The organism is Pseudomonas sp. K2I15 (genome assembly GCF_002204795.1).
Lineage (GTDB): Bacteria > Pseudomonadota > Gammaproteobacteria > Pseudomonadales > Pseudomonadaceae > Aquipseudomonas.
This window is the reverse complement of record NZ_NIXO01000030.1, coordinates 1-21,580: the sequence shown is the minus strand read 5'-3', so window position 1 is coordinate 21,580 and position 21,580 is coordinate 1. Positions and strand designations below refer to the sequence as shown.

At 58.2% G+C, this 21,580-nt stretch carries 19 protein-coding genes; 11 read left to right on the top strand and 8 right to left on the bottom strand.

Going from position 1 to position 21,580, the window contains the following annotated elements; genetic code table 11:
- Positions 1-301: 301 nt before the first annotated feature.
- The 9 genes from CEC48_RS18430 to CEC48_RS18385 all read left to right on the top strand — a co-directional run bounded on the left by CEC48_RS18430 (position 302) and on the right by CEC48_RS18385 (position 10,846).
- The gene (locus CEC48_RS18430) at positions 302-1,498 is read left to right on the top strand and encodes a YcaO-like family protein (RefSeq protein WP_088425033.1); all 1,197 of its coding nucleotides are present in this window, start codon (positions 302-304) and stop codon (positions 1,496-1,498) included.
- A 31-nt stretch (positions 1,499-1,529) separates the two neighbouring features.
- Positions 1,530-3,233: an ATP-binding cassette domain-containing protein gene (locus CEC48_RS18425; RefSeq protein WP_088425032.1), complete on the top strand. Its 1,704-nt coding sequence runs from the start codon at positions 1,530-1,532 to the stop codon at positions 3,231-3,233.
- 98 nt (positions 3,234-3,331) lie between these two features.
- Entirely contained in the window at positions 3,332-3,688 is a 357-nt protein-coding gene (locus CEC48_RS18420; protein ID WP_088425031.1) for a hypothetical protein, read from the top strand.
- A gap of 312 nt (positions 3,689-4,000) precedes the next feature.
- On the top strand, positions 4,001-4,960 hold the full coding sequence (locus CEC48_RS18410; protein ID WP_003218556.1) for a MoxR family ATPase: 960 nt from the start codon (positions 4,001-4,003) through the stop codon (positions 4,958-4,960).
- 5 nt (positions 4,961-4,965) lie between these two features.
- Complete coding sequence (locus tag CEC48_RS18405) at positions 4,966-5,898, top strand: DUF58 domain-containing protein (RefSeq protein WP_088425029.1); 933 nt, start codon at positions 4,966-4,968, stop codon at positions 5,896-5,898.
- Positions 5,895-6,389, top strand: a complete 495-nt coding sequence (locus CEC48_RS18400) for a DUF4381 domain-containing protein (RefSeq protein ID WP_088425028.1) — start codon at positions 5,895-5,897, stop codon at positions 6,387-6,389. Before CEC48_RS18405 ends, CEC48_RS18400 begins: the two co-directional genes overlap by 4 nt.
- Positions 6,382-7,470: a VWA domain-containing protein gene (locus tag CEC48_RS18395; RefSeq protein WP_088425027.1), complete on the top strand. Its 1,089-nt coding sequence runs from the start codon at positions 6,382-6,384 to the stop codon at positions 7,468-7,470. The genes CEC48_RS18400 and CEC48_RS18395 overlap by 8 nt, the downstream gene beginning before the upstream one ends.
- Positions 7,467-9,209, top strand: coding sequence for a tetratricopeptide repeat protein (locus tag CEC48_RS18390; RefSeq protein ID WP_088425026.1), 1,743 nt, complete (start codon positions 7,467-7,469; stop codon positions 9,207-9,209). The genes CEC48_RS18395 and CEC48_RS18390 overlap by 4 nt, the downstream gene beginning before the upstream one ends.
- Positions 9,206-10,846, top strand: coding sequence for a BatD family protein (locus tag CEC48_RS18385; protein ID WP_088425025.1), 1,641 nt, complete (start codon positions 9,206-9,208; stop codon positions 10,844-10,846). The genes CEC48_RS18390 and CEC48_RS18385 overlap by 4 nt, the downstream gene beginning before the upstream one ends.
- 28 nt (positions 10,847-10,874) lie before the next feature.
- Here CEC48_RS18385 and CEC48_RS18380 read toward each other — a convergent pair whose 3' ends face one another.
- Complete coding sequence (locus CEC48_RS18380; RefSeq protein ID WP_256579733.1) at positions 10,875-11,396, bottom strand: hypothetical protein; 522 nt, start codon at positions 11,394-11,396, stop codon at positions 10,875-10,877.
- A complete protein-coding gene (locus tag CEC48_RS18375) occupies positions 11,383-12,435 on the bottom strand; it encodes an ATP/GTP-binding protein (protein ID WP_088425024.1) in 1,053 nt (350 codons plus the stop codon). The genes CEC48_RS18380 and CEC48_RS18375 overlap by 14 nt, the downstream gene beginning before the upstream one ends.
- Before the next feature lie 546 nt (positions 12,436-12,981).
- Between CEC48_RS18375 and CEC48_RS18370 the strand changes: the two genes are divergently transcribed.
- Entirely contained in the window at positions 12,982-13,287 is a 306-nt protein-coding gene (locus CEC48_RS18370) for a DUF6124 family protein (RefSeq protein ID WP_141099686.1), read from the top strand.
- Between the two features lie 134 nt (positions 13,288-13,421).
- On the opposite strand, the gene CEC48_RS18365 is transcribed toward CEC48_RS18370, so the two are convergent.
- Genes CEC48_RS18365 through CEC48_RS18340 form a run of 6 tightly spaced genes read right to left on the bottom strand, consistent with a single transcriptional unit; the run spans position 13,422 to position 19,348 of the window.
- Positions 13,422-15,164, bottom strand: a complete 1,743-nt coding sequence (locus CEC48_RS18365; protein WP_088425023.1) for an ABC transporter substrate-binding protein — start codon at positions 15,162-15,164, stop codon at positions 13,422-13,424.
- Between the two features lie 35 nt (positions 15,165-15,199).
- Positions 15,200-15,472, bottom strand: a complete 273-nt coding sequence (locus CEC48_RS18360; protein ID WP_088425022.1) for a DUF2160 domain-containing protein — start codon at positions 15,470-15,472, stop codon at positions 15,200-15,202.
- Between the two features lie 10 nt (positions 15,473-15,482).
- On the bottom strand, positions 15,483-16,283 hold the full coding sequence (locus tag CEC48_RS18355) for a carbohydrate ABC transporter permease (RefSeq protein WP_008433050.1): 801 nt from the start codon (positions 16,281-16,283) through the stop codon (positions 15,483-15,485).
- A gap of 10 nt (positions 16,284-16,293) precedes the next feature.
- On the bottom strand, positions 16,294-17,160 hold the full coding sequence (locus tag CEC48_RS18350) for a carbohydrate ABC transporter permease (RefSeq protein WP_010173085.1): 867 nt from the start codon (positions 17,158-17,160) through the stop codon (positions 16,294-16,296).
- Positions 17,157-18,254 carry an ABC transporter ATP-binding protein gene (locus CEC48_RS18345; protein WP_088425021.1) on the bottom strand — a complete coding sequence of 366 codons (1,098 nt, stop codon included), beginning with the start codon at positions 18,252-18,254 and terminating at the stop codon, positions 17,157-17,159. The genes CEC48_RS18350 and CEC48_RS18345 overlap by 4 nt, the downstream gene beginning before the upstream one ends.
- On the bottom strand, positions 18,254-19,348 hold the full coding sequence (locus tag CEC48_RS18340) for an ABC transporter ATP-binding protein (protein ID WP_003218524.1): 1,095 nt from the start codon (positions 19,346-19,348) through the stop codon (positions 18,254-18,256). The genes CEC48_RS18345 and CEC48_RS18340 overlap by 1 nt, the downstream gene beginning before the upstream one ends.
- Before the next feature lie 331 nt (positions 19,349-19,679).
- On the opposite strand from CEC48_RS18340, the gene CEC48_RS18330 reads away from it, so the two are divergent.
- Complete coding sequence (locus tag CEC48_RS18330) at positions 19,680-21,512, top strand: sigma-54-dependent Fis family transcriptional regulator (protein ID WP_088425019.1); 1,833 nt, start codon at positions 19,680-19,682, stop codon at positions 21,510-21,512.
- Positions 21,513-21,580 lie beyond the last annotated feature (68 nt).

Genomic DNA, 21,580 nt, shown 5'->3' with positions numbered 1-21,580 from the left:
TTGAATCAAGTTAGGGTCACTGCTATTAATTGGTCACTTGTGTAAATCCACGCAAGTGGGGCACTCTCTATCGAGCGTCTCTAATTCAGCATAGAAATTGAGGTGATTGATATGGGCAATAAACGTTCCGAAATAACTATCCCTACTGGCTTTCCGCAAAACGCAGGTGCATCCGAAAGCTTGCTGGCGACCGAAGTTAACTTTTTCGCCACACTCACAAACTAACGCTCCACACAAATGAGACACCCGCTAAAAATGCCGAAAGGATATCCTTTCGGCATTCATAAAGAACGAGGCGAATATGTCTGAGCGCGAACTAGCCCCCACCGATGCATTATTAAAAATAAAAGACATCATCCATAGTCTTGGCCTGAATGCCGTTACGCAGTATGCAAACAAAGAAAACCTGGTAGCAACGGCTGAACTGTACGACGGGAACAACCATCTACTTGAGTCGGGTGCAGGAAAAGGGCCCGATTCGCTTATTGGTGCACTGGCTGAAAGCCTGGAGCATTTTATCGCGCTCCAGCCCGTCCCCCTTGACCTTGCAAGCTGTCACTGCAAGTTAGTTGCTACACAAACGGCTGCAAAATACGATGGATTCCTATCCAGCCTTTCTCACGCCGGCGAGCCATTAGAATGCTTAACACTCACAACTCTTAATAAAAGAGAAAAATTATTTGTCCCGCACGTCCTCCTCTGCCCCGCTTTTGTCAAAAATAACCGCACTAAAGGCAGCGCCAACTTAAGATTTCTGGCTCGCTACTCCTCTAATTCCGGAATGGCATTTGGTTGCACAGAAAACGAAGCTCTCTTACACGGCATTCACGAAGTCATCGAACGGCATATTTTATCGCGATTTTTTATGGCAATTTGCAAGATTGGACCACCCATAAATTTATACTCGCCTTCCGACTCCCTCCTTGCGAAGGCACTACAAAACAAACCCTATGCAATAGAATCCGCCCGACGTCTTCAGATCATCATCATTAAAGATTTTCTAGACGTTTATTTTGCCGTAGCTTTTCCCAAATCAGGTGCAGGCGATCTACATATTGCCTCCATCGGCTCAGGTTGCTCACTGGACGTTTGCATAGCCTTGCAAAGAGCCGTCACGGAGCAATTTCAAGCAGACGAACTCTATGGCGCCGCCGAAGAAGAGGCAGACAGAAAAACTCTAGAAATGCTGTCTAGCTCAGAAAAGCTCCAACCTCTTATTGAATTTTCCTCTATAAAAAGTCGGAGATACCCCTTTATTGAGGACCAACACCAAAACTTTTCAGCCTGCGTCTCACAGCAACTGAAAAAATTACAAAGCAGCCTTTCCAATACTGGAAAGCAAGCCTTCTTCAGAACACTCGCCAAATTCTCCAACGGCTGCATTGTTGTCCAGATTTACATTCCCGGCCTCGAACGCTTCAACATTATTAGAAGCGGTAATCTAGTAGCCCCCCATCATATTTTGCTCAACAATCCCGCTCTTGCATTTAACATATGAAAGCAGTTAATAACAGCCGATAGGCGACCTAATGCAAACACTTGTTAAAATAGCATGCAAACAGCATGCAGGCTTGCTGACATCTACCGTCCTCACCACGATAGGACTAAAGCTTATAGCGCTCGCACCACCTCTATTACTTGGCAGAGTCGTCGACACACTTAGCAACAACCAACCAACAGCTAACACCTTATTAATATTGATCGCCTGCTTCATTCTGGCCGGATGCATTCAGGCGCTAGTAAACCCTGTACAAATATTTTTATTATCCAAGCTAATTCAACACATCGTAAAGGATGCTTCCATTAATTGGATCGCCCGATTGCTGCGCAAGGACTTTCATCAATTTAGCTCATGGCGCATTGGCCACTTCATAAAATCTGTGGAGCGTGGAATCACGGCCCATGAAAAATTGCTCACATTTTTCGTCACCATCGCTTTTCCTATGTGCCTGGAATTGCTAATCGTTGGAGGAGCCTTTTTGTACATGGGTGGTAGCGGAATTTTCCTCGCTGTAATCGGCCTTAGCGCCCTCTATATGTTTGCCGCCCATAAAATCATAAGGTGGCGTAGAAAGCACATTGACAGCGTCAACGAACAAGAAGATGAGTTGGGCGCCATTTTGTTCAGCACGTTAAGTTCGGGAAAGTCGATAAAACTTGAAAGAGCAGAACGCAGTGCAGCACAACCTTTAAATAAAGCTTTCACCCAATACGCCAGTACTGCGATAACGGTTACAAGCTCCGGTGGTTTTTTGAACGGCGTAAAAATTCTATTCATCAGCCTTGCCACCGGAGGACTACTCGGCTGGGGAGTATTGGATCAACTTTCAGGACAATCCGTCATCAGCCTCGGGCAATTAGTTGCCATATTCTCGATCGCTGGAAGCTTTTTGATCAACATTACTACGCTTACGGAGGGCTACCGAGTACTGGATCAGTTTCTCGCAGACCAGCGCCGCCTCCTGCACTTACTGTCGTTACCAAACTTTGGCGACGACAACGGCAAAAACGAAATACTCCTACAGCCCGAATCAACGTTGATACTCAAACCCTGCACCGTGACCGATGACAACTCCGTCCGCTTGACCGTCAACACAGCCATCGAATTTACCCAGAGTCAGTCGGTTGCCATAACCGGGCCGAGTGGAGCGGGAAAGTCTACCCTACTGGAAGTTCTGGCAGGCCTGAATCCCTCGCTGACAAGCAGACTGATTATCGACGACACGCCCGTTTCCAAACTAAGCGCCCAAGCGCACTTGAAGTACCTGAGGTATTGCCCCCAGTCGCCGCAGTTTCTGGAGGGCACTTTTGATCAATCGGTGCTGTTCGGAATCGATCCTTCACCCCATTTGAAGCAGGCAGTTCAGCAACTGAACCTTGAAGAAATCGTTTTAAACCGCAACCTCAGCGAAAACGCGTCCAATATTTCAGGAGGCGAAGCCAAGCGTCTGTCCTTGCTGCGCCTGGTTAACAGGCCCGGGCAATTCAATTTGTTCGATGAGCCCAGCGCGTCCATTGAACAAAAACTCGCCACGCCTGTGTGGGATTTGCTGTTCGATACCTTCGGCAAACGGGGGTTGATATGTGTCACACATGATGTTCGCCACCTGCACCGTTTTGATCACGTTATTGTCATGTCCAACGGAGCAATAATTGACCAGGGCCCCTGGAGTGAGTTGGTTAACAAAACGTCCATCTTGGCGTTGTTAAGTGACTTTAATCCGGGAGACTAAGCCCGGAATGCCAGCACAGCCCACGTACACGATGCAGCACAAAATTCGCCGCAATGGCACAATTGCCCTGCTCCGCTCTCCCCCAGACAGGATTAACCATGCCACTGCAACTCACCACCGCCCACCTGATCGTCAACCCGTGCGATGACGAAGAAGACAACATGGCCATGCTCTGCTGCCACGGCGACAAGGGCGAGATGTTCATGGTCACCCGTTATCCGGATGAGGACGAGGTGGAAATCACCTGGGATTACGAGCCATCGACCCTGGACGGGCTGAAGATCACCCTGAGTGCCACGACGTTGCTGGTGGAGATCGGCGCGGCGGACGCCGATGCGTTGGGCGGCAGTGATCACCTGGAAATCACCCACGGCACCGCGGAGTCGGACCTGACCGAAGTGGAAGAGACCTTGCAGAACATTCTCAAGGGCACCGGGACCTATATCCGGATCTAGAAGCCAAGACGGCTCAATGTGGCGAGGGAGCTTGCTCCCGCTGGGCTGCGAAGCGGCCCCAAACCAGCCAACTGCGTTCTGTCTGGAAAAACTCGGCCGCCTTATTGGGGCTGCTGCGCAACCCAACGGGAGCAAGCTCCCTCGCCACAAAGGTAGGTGCCAGCCGGCAAAAACCTCGGACATTTCCCACAATTCCCAAAAAATACCCCCTGCGCCGTTAGTCGCCGCACCCTCTGATGCATTAAAGTAAGACCCCCAAGCTCTGGCGTTTTTAACAACGCCTGCGGCTCACCTCTCCAGGAACCGTCATCGATGGAACATCGTGAAGCGCTGCTTGCGCTGCGAACCTTTCTTTCAACGCAGATTCTCGGCCAGGAAAAACTCATCGAGCGCTTGCTCATTGCCCTGCTTGCCGATGGCCATATGCTGGTTGAAGGCGCCCCCGGCCTGGCCAAGACCAAGGCCATCAAGGAGCTTGCCGAAGGGATCGAAGCACAGTTCCATCGCATCCAGTTCACCCCCGACCTGCTGCCCGCCGATATCACCGGCACCGAAATCTATCGCCCGGAAACCGGCAGCTTCGTGTTCCAGCAAGGCCCGATCTTCCACAATTTGGTGCTGGCGGACGAAATCAACCGTGCCCCGGCCAAGGTGCAATCCGCATTGCTCGAAGCCATGGCCGAACGCCAGGTCAGTGTCGGGCGCAGTACGTACGAGCTGTCGCCACTGTTTTTGGTAATGGCCACACAAAACCCGATCGAGCAGGAAGGCACCTATCCGTTGCCCGAAGCCCAGCTCGACCGCTTCCTGATGCACGTGAAAATCGGCTTCCCCGATGCCGCCGTCGAACGTCGCATCCTGCAACAAGCCCGTGGCGAAGCCCTCAACGGCGAGACCAAGCCCGAGCGCCGGGTCAGCCAGCAGGCGATCTTCGCTGCACGCAAGGAAATCCTCGGGCTGTACATGGCCGACGCGGTGGAGGAATACCTGGTGCAACTGGTGATGGCTACCCGCACACCGGCCAAGTTCGACCCGGAAATGGCCGAGTGGATTGCCTACGGCGCCAGCCCCCGTGGCTCGATTGCGCTGGACCGTTGCGCCCGGGCCCACGCCTGGCTGGCCGGTCGCGATTTCGTCAGCCCGGAAGACATCCAGGCGGTGCTGTTCGACGTGCTGCGCCACCGCATCATTCTGTCGTTCGAGGCCGAAGCGGCCGGCATTGACCAGGACCGCGTGGTGCAACGCATTCTCGACGTCGTTGCCGTCGCTTGACGCCCATGAACGCTGGCGATGGAACCCGTATCACCCTCAGCGAATTGATCGAGATGCGCCATCGCGTGCGGGAAGTGCAGCTGTTTTCCACGCCGAGCCAGCGCAGCCCGCTGATCGGCCTGCACCACTCGAAACTGCGCGGGCGCGGGGTCGACTTCGACCAGGTGCGGGTCTATCAGGCCGGCGACGATGTACGCACGATCGACTGGCGCGTCACCGCTCGCACCCAGGAGCCGCATACCAAGCTGTTCCACGAAGAGCGCGAACGCCCGATCTTCATCATGGTGGAGCAAAGCTGCCGGCTGTTTTTCGGCTCGGGGCGGATGTTCAAATCCGTGCTGGCGGCCCAGGCGGCGAGCCTGATCGGCTGGGCGGCGCTGGGCCACAACGACCGGGTCGGCGGCCTGGTGTTTGGCGACAGCGAGCACTACGAAATCAAACCCCGGCGCAGCAAGCAAAGCCTGCTGCAATTGCTCAACCGTTTAGTGCGGGTCAACCAGAGCCTCAATACTGAGCGCCGCCCGGAAGCCGATGCACTCGGTATGGCCTTGCGCCGTGCCCGGGAAGTGCTGCGCCCGGGCAGCCTGGTGATTGTGATCTGTGACGAGCGCGCCCTGACCGAAGGCGCCGAGCAACAGCTGAGCCTGCTGTCGCGGCATTGCGACCTGCTGCTGTTGCCGGTCTCCGACCCGCTGGACCACGCGCTGCCCGCCGCCGGGTTGCTTCGCTTCGCGGAGCGCGGCGCCCAACTGGAACTGGACACTCTGAATTTTGATCTGCGCCAGGCCTACAAGGCCCAGGCCGAAGCTCGCAGCGCGCGCTGGGAATTGCTCGCGCAAAAGCTGCGGGTGCTGTTGATGCCCTTGAGCACCCAGGGTGAAATGGTCGAGCAACTGCGCGAATACCTGAACCCGCAACGCCCGGTTAAAAAGCAATGAGCAGCCTCGACCAATTGCAACCCCTGATCGCCCCACCCGTGATCGGCTTCTGGCCGCCGGCGCCGGGTTGGTGGTTGTTGCTGCTGCTCATCCCGTTGGCGGGTTGGGGCCTATGGTCCCTGCGACGTTTCCTGCCAGCCAAGCGCCCGTTGGCGCGCGCCGAACAACCCCTGGACCCACTGCGCATCGCCGCCCTCGCCGAGCTGGCCCTGATGCCCAAACCTTACGACGGCGCACCTGCCGGTGCCTGGCTGCAACAACTCAACGGCCTGCTTAAACGCCTGTGCCGCAACGACTACCCCTACAGCCAGAGCCACACCCTCAACGGCCGAAAATGGTTGGCGTTCCTCGACAACCGTTGCCCCGCCGCCGGCCTGACCCGCTGGATGGTGCTGGTGGAAGGTGCCTACAAGCCCGAATGCAAACTCGACGACAAGGCCATCGCCGGTCTGACCCAAGCCGTCGACACCTGGATTCGCAAACATGTTTGAGTTTGCCTGGCCGTGGATCTTCGCCCTGTTGCCATTGCCGTGGTTGATGCGCCTCATCTTGCCGGTGGCCGACAGCGGCGAGCCCGCATTGAAAGTCAGCTTCCTCAGCGACCTCGAAGGCCTTGCCCGTCGCCGTGCGCGGGTCAACCTGCCGGGCTGGCGCCAGCAAGCACCGTTCGTGTTCCTGTGGCTGCTGCTGTTGACTGCCGCCGCCCGCCCGGAATGGTTGGGCGAGCCGCTGCCCATTGCCGCCAGTGGCCGCGATTTGCTGGTGGCGGTGGACGTCTCCGGTTCGATGGACTTCCCCGATATGCAGTGGCAAGACGAGGACGTCAGCCGCCTGAGCCTGGTCAAGCACCTGCTGGGGGATTTCCTGGAAGGCCGCGAAGGCGACCGTGTGGGCTTGATCCTGTTCGGCAGCCAGGCTTATCTGCAAGCGCCGCTGACCTTCGACCGGCGCACCGTGCGCACCTGGCTCGATGAAGCAAAAATCGGCATCGCCGGCAAAAACACCGCGATTGGTGACGCCATCGGCCTGGCCCTCAAGCGCCTGCGCCAGCGCCCCGCCCAGAGCCGGGTGCTGATCCTGGTCACCGACGGCGCCAACAATGCCGGCGAAATCGACCCGCTGACCGCCGCCCGCCTGGCCGCTGAAGAAGGCGTGAAAATCTACCCGATCGGCATCGGTGCAGACCCTGAACAAACCGGCTCCCTGGGCATCCTCGGCGTCAACCCGAGCCTGGACCTCGACGAGCCGGCCCTCAAAGCCATCGCCGAGGCCACCGGTGGCCGCTACTTCCGCGCCCGCGACGGTAACGAACTGCTGAAGATCAAGGAAACCCTCGACCAGCTTGAGCCCGTGGCCCAGCAACCGACCCAGGCCCGTCCCGCCCAGGCGCTGTACAGCGCGCCGCTGGCATTGGCACTCATCCTCAGCATGCTGCTGGTCATTCACGAACGCTGGCCAAATAACGCCTTGCAACGGCTTTTCGACAAACTCTCCAGCAAGGGCCGTTTCCTGCAACCCAATCCTGAATGGCGCGAACGCCTGAAACGCCTGCGTTTGCGGAGGCGTCGATGATCGCCCTGTGGCCGCACTGGTTCCGCCCGTGGTGGCTGTTGCTGCTGCCCCTGCTCGGCTGGCTGCTGTGGCAGTTGTGGCACCGGCAGAAACGCGCCGGGCGCTGGCAGATGATTCTGCCGCCAGCCTTCCACGCCGCGCTGCTCAGCGGCGGCAATGGCCGCGAAAGCAAATCGCCGTGGGTGGTGCTCGGCATCGCCTGGCTGCTGGCCGTACTGGCGTTGCTCGGCCCGAGCTGGGAGCGCGTTGAACAATCCAGCCAGAAGCCTTCTGACCCGCTGGTGGTGTTGCTGGAACTGACCCCGGAAATGCTCGCCACCGACAGCCCGCCCAACCGCCTCGAACAGGCCCGACGCAAGCTGTTCGACCTGCTCCAGGCTCGCAGCGATGCGCAAACCGCCATCGTGGTCTATGCCGGCAGCGCGCACACGCTGGTGCCGCTCTCGGACGATTTGGCCACCAGCCACAACCTGCTGGAAGCCCTGCGCCCCTCGATCATGCCCGAGCCCGGCCACCGCGCCGACCTGGCGGTGGAAAAAGCCCTGAACCTGCTCAAGCATGGCGGCCTCGGCCAGGGGCGGCTGCTGCTGATTGGCTCGTCGCTGTCCAAGCAAGAGCGCCAGGGCATCCGCCTGCTGTTGCAAGGCAACCAGGCGCCGAGTTTGTCGATCCTCGGCATCGGCAGCCGCGAAGGCACGCCAGTCACCCAGGAAAGCGGCGAGTTCCTAAAGGACGCCCAGGGCGCAATCCTGGTGCCGCGCCTCGACAGCCCGACCCTCAAGGCCTTCGCCAGTGAAATGGACGGCCGCTATCGCCAGGCCCGCCTGGACGACAAGGACCTGCGCAGCCTCGGCCTGCTGGACGGCCCGCAGAGCCTGCGCAACGACGGCCAATTGCTGCACCTCGACACCTGGGCCGACCAGGGTTATTGGCTGCTCTTGCCTCTGTTGCTGCTGGCCGCTTGCGCCGGGCGACGTGGCTGGCTGTTCTTCCTGCCGTTGCTGTTATTGGGCGCGCCGCAGCCCAGTTATGCCTTCGACTTCCAGGACCTGTGGCTGCGCCCGGACCAACAGGGCCAATTGCTGCTGAAGAAAAAACGCCCGGCTGAAGCAGCCGAACATTTTGAAGACCCGCAATGGCAAGGCGTCGCGCTGTATCAAGCGGGCAACTACGCAGAGGCCGCCAAGCGTTTTGCCGAAGGCAGCGACGCCTATTCTCACTACAATCGAGGCAATGCCCTGGCGAAAAGTGGCGAGCTGGAAGCGGCGATCGACGCCTATGAACAAGCCCTCGAAGCCCAGCCAGACTTGCAACCGGCGCTGAAGAACAAAGCTCTGGTGGAAAGCCTCATGCAGCAGGAGCCGGAAAAAACCGAGCCGGCCAAGCCTGCAAACAACGAGGATGACGAAACCACCCAACCCGGCCAGACTGCGCAACCGGGCGCCAATAGCCAGACCGCCACCGGTGGCGAGCAGACGTCCCAAGGCCAGGGCCAGCCCGGCACCACCGATACACAAACCGGTGCCACGCCCCATGCCGGCAGTAACGAGGTGCCCGGCAGCGAGTTGGGGGATGAGCAAACCACCACGCCGCCCCTGCGCCCCGCCAACGGCACAATCGAAGGCGAACAGCGCCAGGCCCTGGAACAATGGCTGCGGCAGATCCCGGACAACCCCGGCGAGCTGCTGCGACGTAAATTCTGGTACGAACAGCAACAACATCAGGACAAGACTCGATGAACCGCTGCACCGCCCTTCTTCTCACCCTCGCGTTGTGGGCCAGCCAGGCCCAGGCAGCTGGCCTGGTGGCCAGTGTCGACCGCAGCCGCATCAATTCCGGGGAGACGGTGGAGCTGACGGTGGAGTCCAACGACGTCACGCTGTTCGGCAAACCGGACCTGGCGCCCCTGGACCCGCTGTTTGAAGTGAGCGGCACCCGCCAGATCAACCAGCTCACCACCCTGGCCGGCGACAACCATGCCACCACCCGTTGGATCATCACCCTGCTGCCCAAAGAGAACGGCACCGTAGTGATTCCGCCGTTGCAGATCGGCGAACTCAAGACCCAGCCGATCAGCCTGCAAGTGGTGGAAACCGTCAGCCAGAACACCGAGACCCAACTGGCTCCGGTGTTTATCGAAACCAACCTTGATCAAGATAGCGTTTACGTCCAGGCCCAGGCACTGCTGACGGTGCGCGTCTACCACTCGGTGTCACTGTACGACGACAGCAGCCTCACCCCGTTGCAGATCGCCGATACACGCATCGAACAACTGGGTGAGTCGCGCACCTACGAAAAAGTCATCAACGGCATCCGCCATGGCGTGATCGAAACCCGCTATGCGATCTACCCGCAGCACAGCGGTACGTTGACGATCCCGGCGCAGGTTTTCAGCGCCACCCTGGTAGAGCCACGGCCCGCCCAGGACAACAACCCGCAAGGCTCCAAACCCGGCAAGCTGATCCACGTCAGCTCACCGGAGCTGTCGCTGAACGTCAAGGCCAAGCCTGCGCTGTACCCGGCAGACGCCGCCTGGTTACCGGCACGCAGCCTGACCCTCACTGAAAGCTGGAACCCCGAGCCGGATCACGTGCAGGTCGGCGACTCCCTGACCCGCAGCCTGACCTTGAAAACCGAAGGCCTGGCCGGCGCACAACTGCCGCCGCTCGCGCTGAGCGACATCCCGGGCCTGCGCCGTTACCCGGACCAGCCGGTGCTGGGCAACCAGAACAACGACCGTGGCCTGATCGGCAGCCGTGAAGACCGCGAGGCGCTGGTGCCCAACCGTGTGGGTGCGCTCGAACTACCGGCGGTGGAAGTGGTGTGGTGGAACACCCACGAAGACCACCTGGAACGCACCAGCCTGCCGGCCCGCACCCTGCAAGTGGCAACCAACCCGAGCCTGATCGTAGACACGCCGGCCAGCCCGACCGTGATCACCGCGCCCGACAACGACAGCCTGTGGATCTGGCAACTGACCAGCCTGATCCTGGCCTGCACCACCCTGCTGGGCTTCGGCTTGTGGTGGCGTGCGCGCTGGCAGCCGGCGATCCTGCGTGCCGCGCAAACCGGCCCGAGCCCGCGTACGTTACTGGACGACCTCAAGCGCGCGAGCCAGGCCAACGACCCACAGGCCACACGCCAGGCGCTGGATGCCTGGGCACGGCAACAGCCGGAGACGCTGGCCGATATGGCCGCGCGGTTTGTGCCGCTGTCGGATGCGTTGGATGGGTTGAACGGCGCGCTGTACAGCGAGAGTGGGCAGTATTGGCAGGGAGAGGAATTGTGGCGAGCGGTGAAGGCGATTCCGATGGCGGAGCGCGAGCAGGACCCTGCGGGGGACAGCACCAGCTTGCCGCCGTTGTATCCCAAGTAGCCTGGTAGCTCAGGCTACTTGCTAACCCCTACCCTTGGACTGTCCAACTCATGGCATTCTTAAGGCTGTTTTGGTCAACTACGCATGGGTATGGATCTACGCTTTTTACGCGCCCCTTAAGTTTGTGTAAAACAGCCGCAGGGTCAATCGCTGTGGGCCTCAACTTCGACTGTGTTGCTGGTTGCTCAATGTGCAATACAACGCGTAAGCGGGTACAGAGCAAAAGACGACTAGCCAAATTTTTTTCATCAGCATCATTCGCGCTGATATTGGCTGAGACCAGCCCCGCAAGAGTATCCCGAACCTTCGCTGCAATCTCATCGGCCAAATCAATCGCTTTGGTACGGCTGTGCGCTCGATAGTCTTTGATTTCAATAAGCCAGCCGACCGCGTTATCTGCAAATATAATGTCGACCGCTTTGGTACCGCCAAACGACTTATTAAACTGGCGTCGATAATGAGCCCACTCATCATACTTACTGGAAAGCGCTCCAAGAGGAAAGTCGAAAGTGAGTAGCCCTTCTTGAATCGTTTGCTCAATCACGGCCATTTTTACTCTCCAAACCGATGAACCGGTCCGACTGCTTGAGTTCTTCATCCAACAAAACCAATGTAGCAAGGTCCTCTACACTGTCGCCTGACTCTAACTCAACGCCATCCTCTCCTGACTTAAGTGAAAAATAACGCTGCTCAACAGATTTGAACTCAGGCTGTTCCGCGATCATCTCCAACTCGCGTAACAAAAATAGGGAATGGCTGGCGATAAAGACCTGTATGCCTTGCTTGCAGAGATTCATAACGCTGAGAGCAATTAGCTTTATTAGCTTTGGATTGAGATTGGTCTCTGGCTCATCCCAGAACAAATAACCTTGTTCCAACAGGGTTCCGGTGCTGATCAAGCGAGCAATCATAGCCACTTTACGCAGACCTTCTGCGACCAGTGGCATTTCCATTTTCCCCTCACCCGGCATTTGCAAATAAAAACGCCCAGTGCCGGGATCGACGATAACTCGCCCTCCTAGCGCCACCTCTAAAGGATTGACCATTGCGGCTACTATTTTTTCACGAGGGCCTTTAAGCGCTGGATTACCCAGCAATGAGACTGTATCTCTCCAGCTTTCCTCAAACTCAATGTGATAATTATCATAAAGAGGAACGAACCAGGGAGAAAGCGTTACCAACTCCCGAGTGGGAAGATACACAGGCGACTTTTCAAGACTTGTTGCCGGTAATTTATCAATTTGAACTGATGTGGTCGCCTGCGAAGCAAAACTAATTGCCAAATCTGCGCTACGCGCCTCCATCGCTAATGCAATTTCACACTTTACGCGGCCTCGGCCACGTGTAACCAAACGCCCTAGGCTGTCCGGTCGAAAAACCCCTATCAATTTGTCGGCATAAGTTTTCTGAAGTGTAGTTTTATTTAACTCTTTACCGTCAGCCTGTACTTTGAGCAGCGTATACAAAAGCTTCAACAACTGACTTTTTCCGCAACCATTCTCACCAATCACAACGTTCAGCCCGGCGGCAAAACGAAACTCAGTGTTGGGCAGTGGCCCAAAATTCTTAATGTTGGCGCTTTTCAGCATGCTGGATCCTCTGACGTTGCCGCACTTTTACCTCGGGAACCCCAGCTTTGCTGAAAAAAACGTTCGCTTTGAGGGCTGCGGAAAATACGAGTTTGAAAATATTGATTAGGACATAAGCTTACATTGAGGCGGTCATGAAGTCCTGCGGTTTGCTTGAAAAATGAGGATCCGTCAGGTAATGCAGTTTTCACAACCGTATGCATAGCCGTCACAGATTGTTAAAGGCCAGCAAGGCAAATCGCTTTAACTTGCGGGACGTTTCCTAGAGAATCTTTCGGCCTTGTGCCTACTGGAACCACTGGCTAGTCTTCGCTCCGTCGCTGCACATCAGCGATCGGGTGTGGAAACCTGGAAATTCAGTGGGCGCCAAGCGTCAGCACCATAATCGTCGTCGGCGTTTTTTCGTCAGCGCTCTATGGCGGCTGTACGTGGGCAGACTTCGGTCTGGCCGGGTCCTACTGTCCGGTTTTCCACCCCGCGTATAGCTGCCACCCCCTGTCGTGTGGAAACGACATGATGTGGATCCCACTCAGTAGGAGCTTATGCATGGACAAGATCGTTCCAGACCCACCTCGTTCCACCCGAGACCGCGAAGCCTTTGATCGCGCTTTAAGTCACTACGTAAAACCCGACCCCCTCTCTCATCCAATATTCACCGTTCACCAAGACGTCAGCTTTGAAGACGCAATCGCCCAAATCTCTGAGTTACTACGCTGTGCAGCCGCAACGGCAGGAGGTTCAGCGCAGAGCGCAACTGGGGAAAGCCGCGATATGGCGCACTCTACCGTGCACCTCATCGAGATGGCTCGAACCTTGGCTGATCAGGCGCTGGATTGTCTGAAACCACACTAAATTCGAAAACACCGAAAACCTAATGTGGGAGCGGGCTTGCTCGCGAACGCGGTCTGTCAGTCACCTATCTGCTAACTGATCCTCCGGTTTCGCGAGCAAGCCCGCTCCCACATGTTTGATTTGCTGCGTCTGGATTACTTGCGCGCTTCCTCCCACGATTTGAGCAGCTGGTTATAGCTAACCGTCTCGCCCTGCGGCTTCTCATTAGCCAGCTTCGGCTTCGGCGCACCCGGCTGGTCAAACCAGTACTGCGCGTCCCGCTCCTCGTTCATCTTCGGCCCGCAAATCGGCTGCACCTTGGAGCGTTCCAGGCGCGTCATGATCGCGTCCTGATCCTTGGCCAACCCATCCAGCGCCTGTTGCGGCGTTTTTTCGCCGCTTGCTGCTTCCGAAATATGGCTCCACCACAACTGCGCCAACCGTGGATAGTCCGGCACGTTGGTGCCGGTCGGGGTCCACTCCACCCGGGCCGGGCTGCGGTAGAACTCCACCAGGCCACCGAGTTTCGGCGCCAGGTCGGTCATGGCCTGGGAGTTGATGTCGGACTCACGAATCGGCGTCAGGCCCACGATGGTCTTTTTCAGCGACACGGTTTTCGAGGTCACGAACTGCGCGTACAGCCAGGCCGCGAGTTTCTGCTTCTCGGGCGTCGACTTGAGGAAGGTCCAGGAACCCACGTCCTGATAACCCTTCTTCATGCCCTTTTCCCAATAAGGCCCGACAGGCGATGGGGCCATGCGCCATTTCGGCGTACCGTCGGCATTCACCACCGGCAATCCCGGTTTGGTCATGTCGGCGGTAAACGCGGTGTACCAGAAGATCTGCTGGGCGATGTTGCCCTGGGATGGCACCGGCCCGGATTCGGAGAAGGTCATGCCCGCCGCTTCCGGTGGCGCGTAGGCTTTCATCCAGTCGACGTATTTCTGCGTGGCATACACCGCCGCCGGGCCGTTGGTGTCGCCGCCACGGGTCACGCTGGAGCCCACCGGGTGGCAGTCCTCCACACGAATGCCCCACTCGTCCACCGGCAAGCCGTTGGGCAGGCCCTTGTCGCCGCCGCCGGCCATGGAGAACCAGGCATCGGTGAAGCGCCAGCCCAGGGACGGGTCTTTCTTGCCGTAGTCCATGTGCCCGTAGACGCGCTTGCCGTCGATCTCCTTGACGTCTTCGCTGAAGAATTTGGCGATGTCTTCGTAGGCTGACCAGTTCACCGGTACGCCCAGCTCATAGCCGTATTTTTCCTTGAACTTGGCTTTCAGGTCCGCCCGTTCAAACCAGTCGGCGCGGAACCAGTACAGGTTGGCGAACTGCTGGTCGGGCAATTGGTAGATCTTGCCGTCCGGTGCGGTGGTGAACGAAATACCGATGAAGTCCTTGATGTCCAGGGTGGGCGAAGTGAAGTTCTTGCCTTCGTTGGCCATCAGGTCGGTGATAGATTCTGTCTTGCCATAGCGAAAGTGCGTACCGATCAAGTCGGAATCGTTGACCCAACCGTCATAGATATTCTTGTCGGACTGCATCTGGGTTTGCAGCTTTTCCACCACATCGCCTTCCTGCAGCAGGTCGTGGGTCAGCTTGATCCCGGTGATTTCGGTGAAGGCCTTGGCCAGCACCTTGGACTCATACTCGTGGGTGGTAAGGGTTTCCGACACCACATTGATCTTCATCCCACGAAACGGCTCGGCAGCCTTGATAAACCACTTCAGCTCTTCGAGCTGTTGGGCTTCGGTAAGGGTCGACGGTTTGAACTCACTGCCGATCCATTTTTTCGCAGCGTCTTCATAGGCATCGGCCCAGGCCGCAGCACTGAGCCCGCTGAGCGCCAGCACGGCCGCCAATGAAATGCTATGTCGCAGCTTATTGTTTTTATCGAACATAGAGACCTCCTGGTTTTGGGGTTCAAAAGGGGCAACTAGCCCCAGCGCATCACAGACAACAGCCACACCACAGACAGCGCGGACGCCACCCAGATGCTCCAGCCGGTTACGCCGATCACCAACAAATGCAGGTAGGCGCTGCCGAGAAGACCGATAAACAAGCGATCACCACGGGTGGTGCTGATCGGTAACAAGCCGCGCCGGGGGATACTCGGCGAGCGCAATTCCCAAGTTGTCATGCCCGCCAGCAGCAGGCCGATCGCGATAAAGAACAGTGCAGTCGGGGTGGTCCAGGCCATCCATTCCATCATCGACTCCTCAGACCCGGCCCAGGGCAAAGCCCTTGGCCACGTGGTTGCGAACAAACCAGATCACCAGCATGCCCGGCAGAATGGTCAACACCCCCGCCGCTGCCAGCACGCCCCAGTCGATGCCGGACGCCGACACCGTGCGGGTCATTACCGCCGCAATCGGCTTGGCGTTGACCGACGTCAGCGTGCGCGCCAGCAGCAGTTCAACCCAGGAAAACATGAAGCAGAAAAACGCCGTGACGCCGATCCCGGAGCCAATCAGCGGGATAAAAATCTTCACGAAAAACTTGGGGAAGCTGTACCCGTCGATGTAGGCCGTTTCATCGATTTCCTTGGGCACGCCAGACATGAAGCCTTCGAGAATCCACACCGCCAGCGGCACGTTGAACAGGCAGTGGGCCAGGGCCACGGCGATATGCGTATCGAACAGGCCGATGGAGGAATACAGCTGGAAAAACGGCAGCAAAAATACCGCCGGCGGCGCCATGCGGTTGGTCAGCAGCCAGAAGAAAAGGTGCTTGTCACCCAGGAAGCGGTAGCGCGAAAACGCATAGGCCGCAGGCAGCGCCACACTCAGGGAAATCACCGTGTTGAGGCTGACGTAGTACAGCGAGTTGAGGTAGCCGGTGTACCAGCTCGGGTCGGTGAAAATCACCTTGTAGTTGGCGAAGGTAAAGTCCTGCGGAAACAGGGTCAGGCCGCCGAGGATTTCGGTGTTGCTCTTGAAGGACATGTTCAGCAGCCAGTAGATCGGCACCAGCAGGAACAGGATGTAGACCAACAATGGGATTACCTTGCGCTTGCTCATGTTGGCGGCCTCAGCGGTTGGCGTCGGAGTGGGTCATGGCGGTGTAGAACAGCCAGGACACCAACAGGATGATCAGGAAGTACACCAACGAGAATGCCGCCGCCGGGCCCAGGTCGAATTGGCCTACGGCCATCTGGGTAAGGGTCTGGCTGAGGAAGGTAGTGGCATTCCCCGGACCACCGCCCGTCAGCACAAACGGTTCGGTGTAGATCATGAAACTGTCCATGAAGCGCAGCATCACCGCGATCAACAGCACGCTTTTCAGCTTCGGCAACTGGATATGTCGGAATACCGCCCAGCTGGAGGCCCGATCAATCCGAGCCGCCTGGTAGTACACATCCGGGATTGCCCGCAGCCCCGAGAAACACAGCAGCGCCACCAGGGACGTCCAGTGCCACACGTCCATCACCAGCACGGTGACCCAGGCGTCCATGGTGTTGGCCGCGTAGTTGTAGCTGATGCCCATCGCATTGAGCGTTGAACCGAGCAAGCCGATGTCGGCACGGCCAAAAATCTGCCAGATGGTGCCCACCACGTTCCACGGGATCAGCAGCGGAATCGCCATCACGATCAGCACCAGTGAGGACCAGCGGCCCTTGGTGGGCATGGTCAGAGCGATGGCGATGCCCAGCGGTATTTCGATCAACAGCACACACGCCGAATAGATGAACTGGCGCAACAGCGAGTCATGCAGGCGCGGGTCCAGCAGCACCTGTTTGTACCAGTCGGCGCCGACAAAGTAGCGGCTGGACTGGTCGAAGATGTCCTGCACCGAATAGTTGACCACGGTCATCATCGGGATCACCGCGCTGAAGGCCACTAGCAGGAACACCGGCAATACCAGCCACCAGGCCTTGTTGTTCTGCACCTTGTTCATGGCTGCCCCTCCAGCAAGTAATCATCGGCATACACCATCAGCCATTGCCCGGGAAAGCTGATGGACGCCTGGCCCTCGGGCACCGGTTTGTCTTCGGCCAGGCGCACTTTCAGCGGTGCGCCGTCGAGGTTGAGGGTCATGATCTTGTAGGTGCCGAGGTCTTCCACATGAGTGACTTGCGCCTGCAACGCGTCAGGATTGTGCTCATCCCATACATGGATAAATTCCGGGCGGATGCCGACCTGCAGTTTCTTATAGGGCGTTTCGCCAATGCGCTGCTGCAACGCCTCAGGCAACGCCAGATGCGTCCCGGCAAAGCGCACACCGCCCGCCTCTGCCTGCACCTCAATCAGATTCATCCCCGGGCTGCCGATGAAATAGCCGACAAAGGTATGGCTCGGCCGCTCGAACAATTCCCGGGGCGTGCCGAACTGCACAATCTGGCCGCCGTACATCACCGCGATCTTGTCGGCGAAGGTCGAGGCTTCCAACTGGTCGTGGGTGACGTAGACCATGGTGATGTTGAACTGCTCGTGGATCTGCTTGAGCTTGCGCCGCAGCTTCCACTTCAGGTGCGGGTCGATCACCGTAAGCGGTTCGTCGAAGAGGATCGCCGACACGTCATCGCGCACCAACCCGCGGCCCATGGAGACTTTCTGTTTCTCATCGGCAGTGAGGTTGCGCGCCTTTTTGCCCAGCAGGTTTTGCAGGTCGAGCACCTCGGCAATTTCCTGTACCTTGCTGTGAACCTTCGCCTCGGCCATGCCCTGGTTTCGCAGGGGAAAGGCCAGGTTATCGAACACGGTCATGGTGTCGTACACCACCGGGAACTGGAACACCTGGGCGATGTTGCGTTTTTCCGGAGTCAGGTCGTTGACCACCTTGGCGTCGAACAGCACCTGGCCTTCGGACGGGCTGAGCAGGCCGGAGATAATGTTGAGCAAGGTCGACTTGCCGCAGCCCGAGGGCCCGAGCAAGGCATAAGCACCGCCCTGCTCCCAGACGTGGTTCATTTCTCGAATCGCGTAGTCCTCAGGGCCAGCCGGCTTGGCGCTGTAGCTGTGGGCCAGGTTCTGCAAATGGATCTCGGCCATCAGGCAACCCTCGCGACACGTCGGCCGGGGGCCTGCACCAGCCGTCCCTGGCCATCGAACACAAACAATTTGTGGGTCGGGATATAGATGCGGATCGGCGCGTCGACGTCGTACTCGTGCACGCCGGGCAAATGCAGCACCAGCAGGAAGTGTTCGCTGCGCACGTGCAGGAAGGTTTCCGAGCCGCTGATCTCGGCAACTTCCACGGTCACCGCCAACTCTAGGTCATCGTCGTTGCTCGGCACCAGGCTGATATGGCTGGGGCGCACGCCGAAGCGGAACTCGCCTTCACCGATGGGCCGCAGGTCAACGTTCAACGGGAAGTGCACGAAGTTGGCGAAGCTCACTTCATTGCCGCTGATGCGCCCGGGCATCAGGTTGATCGGCGGCTCGGAAAACAATTCGGCGGCCAGCACGGTTTGCGGCTGGTGATAGACCTCGGCGGCCTTGCCGCTCTGAATCACCCGGCCCTCATGGAGAATGGTGGTGGTGCCGCCCAGCGCCAGGGCTTCGTTGGGTTCGGTGGTGGCGTAGATGGCGATGGTGTGGCGCGCCTTGAACAGTTCGCGCATTTCCTGACGCAGCTCTTCGCGCAGTTTGTAGTCCAGGTTCACCAGGGGTTCATCGAACAGGATCAGCTCGGCGTCCTTGACCAGCGCCCGGGCCATGGCGGTACGTTGCTGCTGGCCGCCGGAGAGCTCCAGGGGGTGACGCTGTAGGAATTTCTCGATACGCAGCATTTTCGCGGTTTCGAGGACTTTGCTCTGGATCTGCTCGGCAGACACACCCGCCTGGCGCAGCGGCGAGGCGATGTTCTCGAACACGGTCATGGTCGGGTAGTTGATGAACTGCTGATAGACCATCGACACGTTGCGCAAGCGCACCGGTTTTTGGGTGACGTCGACGCCGTTCATCAGGATGCGCCCGCTGTCGGGCTTGTCGAGGCCGGCCATCAGGCGCATCAAGCTGGTCTTGCCGGACAGCGTGCGGCCCAGCAATACATTGAAGGAACCGGCTTCGAAACGCAGGTTGGCGTCGTCGATCCAGGTCTGGCCTTCGACAACGCGGGTGACGTGCTCCAGGGTCAATGACATGACACGACCTTTTTATTATTGGAATAGTTCTGGCAAGAGCACAGAGCGAGTTCCGTGCCAAAAACCCAAAACCCAGACAGGTCAACGGGTTAGGCAAAAAGGCCGTTCACCTCTGAACAGAAATGAACAGGTCAGCCTGAACAACTGAACAACTGGCGGGTTGACAATGAACAGTTCTGAACAACACTTTGCAGGAGCGAGCTTGCTCGCGAAGAACGTCAACGATAACGCGCTCATCCGGCATGAACGCGGCGTCCTGAAGTTTTTCGCGAGCAAGCTCGCTCCTACATAGAGATAGAGCCCAGAACAACAATAAAACAGGGTCACCGCCATGAGCACACCGCTGGCGCACGATGCCATCATCCAGGACTCCTGGCGCCGCTGCCGGGCCTATGGCCTGGATCACCAGAGCACGCCGAGTTTCGATCAACTGCCCGCAGACGGTGTCAGCCAATTGCTGGAGAGCCAGCATTCCCTCGTGCAGACCACCCACCAGGAAGTGCTGCCCTACTACGAAAATATCCTGAGCAATTCCAACTGCCTGATCATGCTCGCTGACAATCAGGGCCAGGTGCTGACCTCGTGGGGCACCCAACGCTTTATCGAACCCAAGCTGGCCCGTGGCTTCAGCCCCGGCGCCAGTTGGATGGAACGCGCAAGCGGCACCAACGCCATTGGCACCGCCCTGGCCTGTGCCCAGGCAGTGCATATCGAACACGACGAACACTTCCTCAAGGCCAACCGCTTCATGACCGGCTCGGCGGCGCCGATCTTCGATGCGCAGCGGGAGATCATCGCGGTGCTGGATGTGTCCAGCGACAGCTACCTGCCGCCCTCCCACACCCTGGGCATGGTCAAGATGATGAGCCAGACCGTGGAGAACCGGCTGATCCTCAACCTGTTTCGTGGTGAGCATTTCCAGCTGACGTTCAATACGGGGTTGAACAACCTTGATAGCCAGTGGGCGGGGTTGCTGATCTTTGATGAGAGCGGCCAGGTGCTGTCGGCCAACCGTCGTGCGGACAACCTGCTGGGTATCAGCCTGTCTCGGGTACTGATCGATAGCCTGTTCAAAGTCTCGCTGCTGGAACTGCTCAACCAGCCTGAAGGCCTGCCCTTCTCGCTGCAAGCCGCCGGGCGCAACCGATTCCAATGCCTGCTGAAACGCCCTAAGCAGGCGCCGGTGCAGGCCCGCGTGTTTGTGGAACCCAAAAAAGCCAGCGAGCCCGCCCCTACGGCCATCAGCCTCAAGACCCTGCACTTTGGCGACGCCCGCGTGGAAAAAGCAGTACGCCAGGCCGAGCGACTGCTGGAAAAGGACATCCCGTTGCTGATCCACGGCGAAACCGGCGTGGGCAAGGAAGTGTTCGTCAAAGCCCTGCACCAGGCCAGCTCCCGCAGCCAACAAGCGTTTATCGCGGTCAACTGCGCGGCGATCCCCGCCGACCTGGTGGAGTCGGAGCTGTTCGGCTACGAAAAAGGCGCGTTCACCGGCGCGAACCAGAAAGGCAGCATCGGGCTGATACGCAAGGCGGATAAAGGCACGTTGTTTCTCGACGAGATCGGCGATATGCCGCTGCCGACCCAAGCCCGGCTGCTGCGGGTGTTGCAGGAACGGTGTGTGCAGCCCGTAGGCAGCAGCGAGTTGTTCCCGGTGGATTTGCGGATCATCTCTGCCACCAACCGCCTGCTGCGCGAACAGGTGCAGATCGGGCGTTTTCGCGAAGACTTGTATTACCGCATCGGTGGCCTGACGCTGGAACTGCCGCCGCTTCGGGAGCGCACGGATAAACAGGCGTTGTTCAAGCAGCTGTGGCAACAGCACCGCGAGCCGACGCAGTGGGCGGGGTTAAGTAACGAGGTGCTCGCATTGTTTGAACAGCATCCGTGGCCGGGGAATTTGCGCCAGGTGAGCAGCGTGTTGCAGGTGGCGTTGGCAATGGCGCAAGAGCAGCCGATTCGGGTGGAGCACTTGCCGGATGATTTTTTTGTGGATTTGAATGGGCTGGTGCCAGAGCCTGCCGGCGACAGGCTGGATGACAGCATGGACCTGGCCCAGCGGTTGAAAGCAGCGGGCGGCAATATCTCGCATCTGGCCCGGGAGTTAGGGGTTAGCCGCAATACCCTCTACAAACGCCTGCGGCAAAACGAGGATTCGCTGTAAGAACACAGTCAAAACTGTGGGAGCGGGCTTGCTCGCGAATGCGGTGTATCAGCCAATAAATCTGGCAC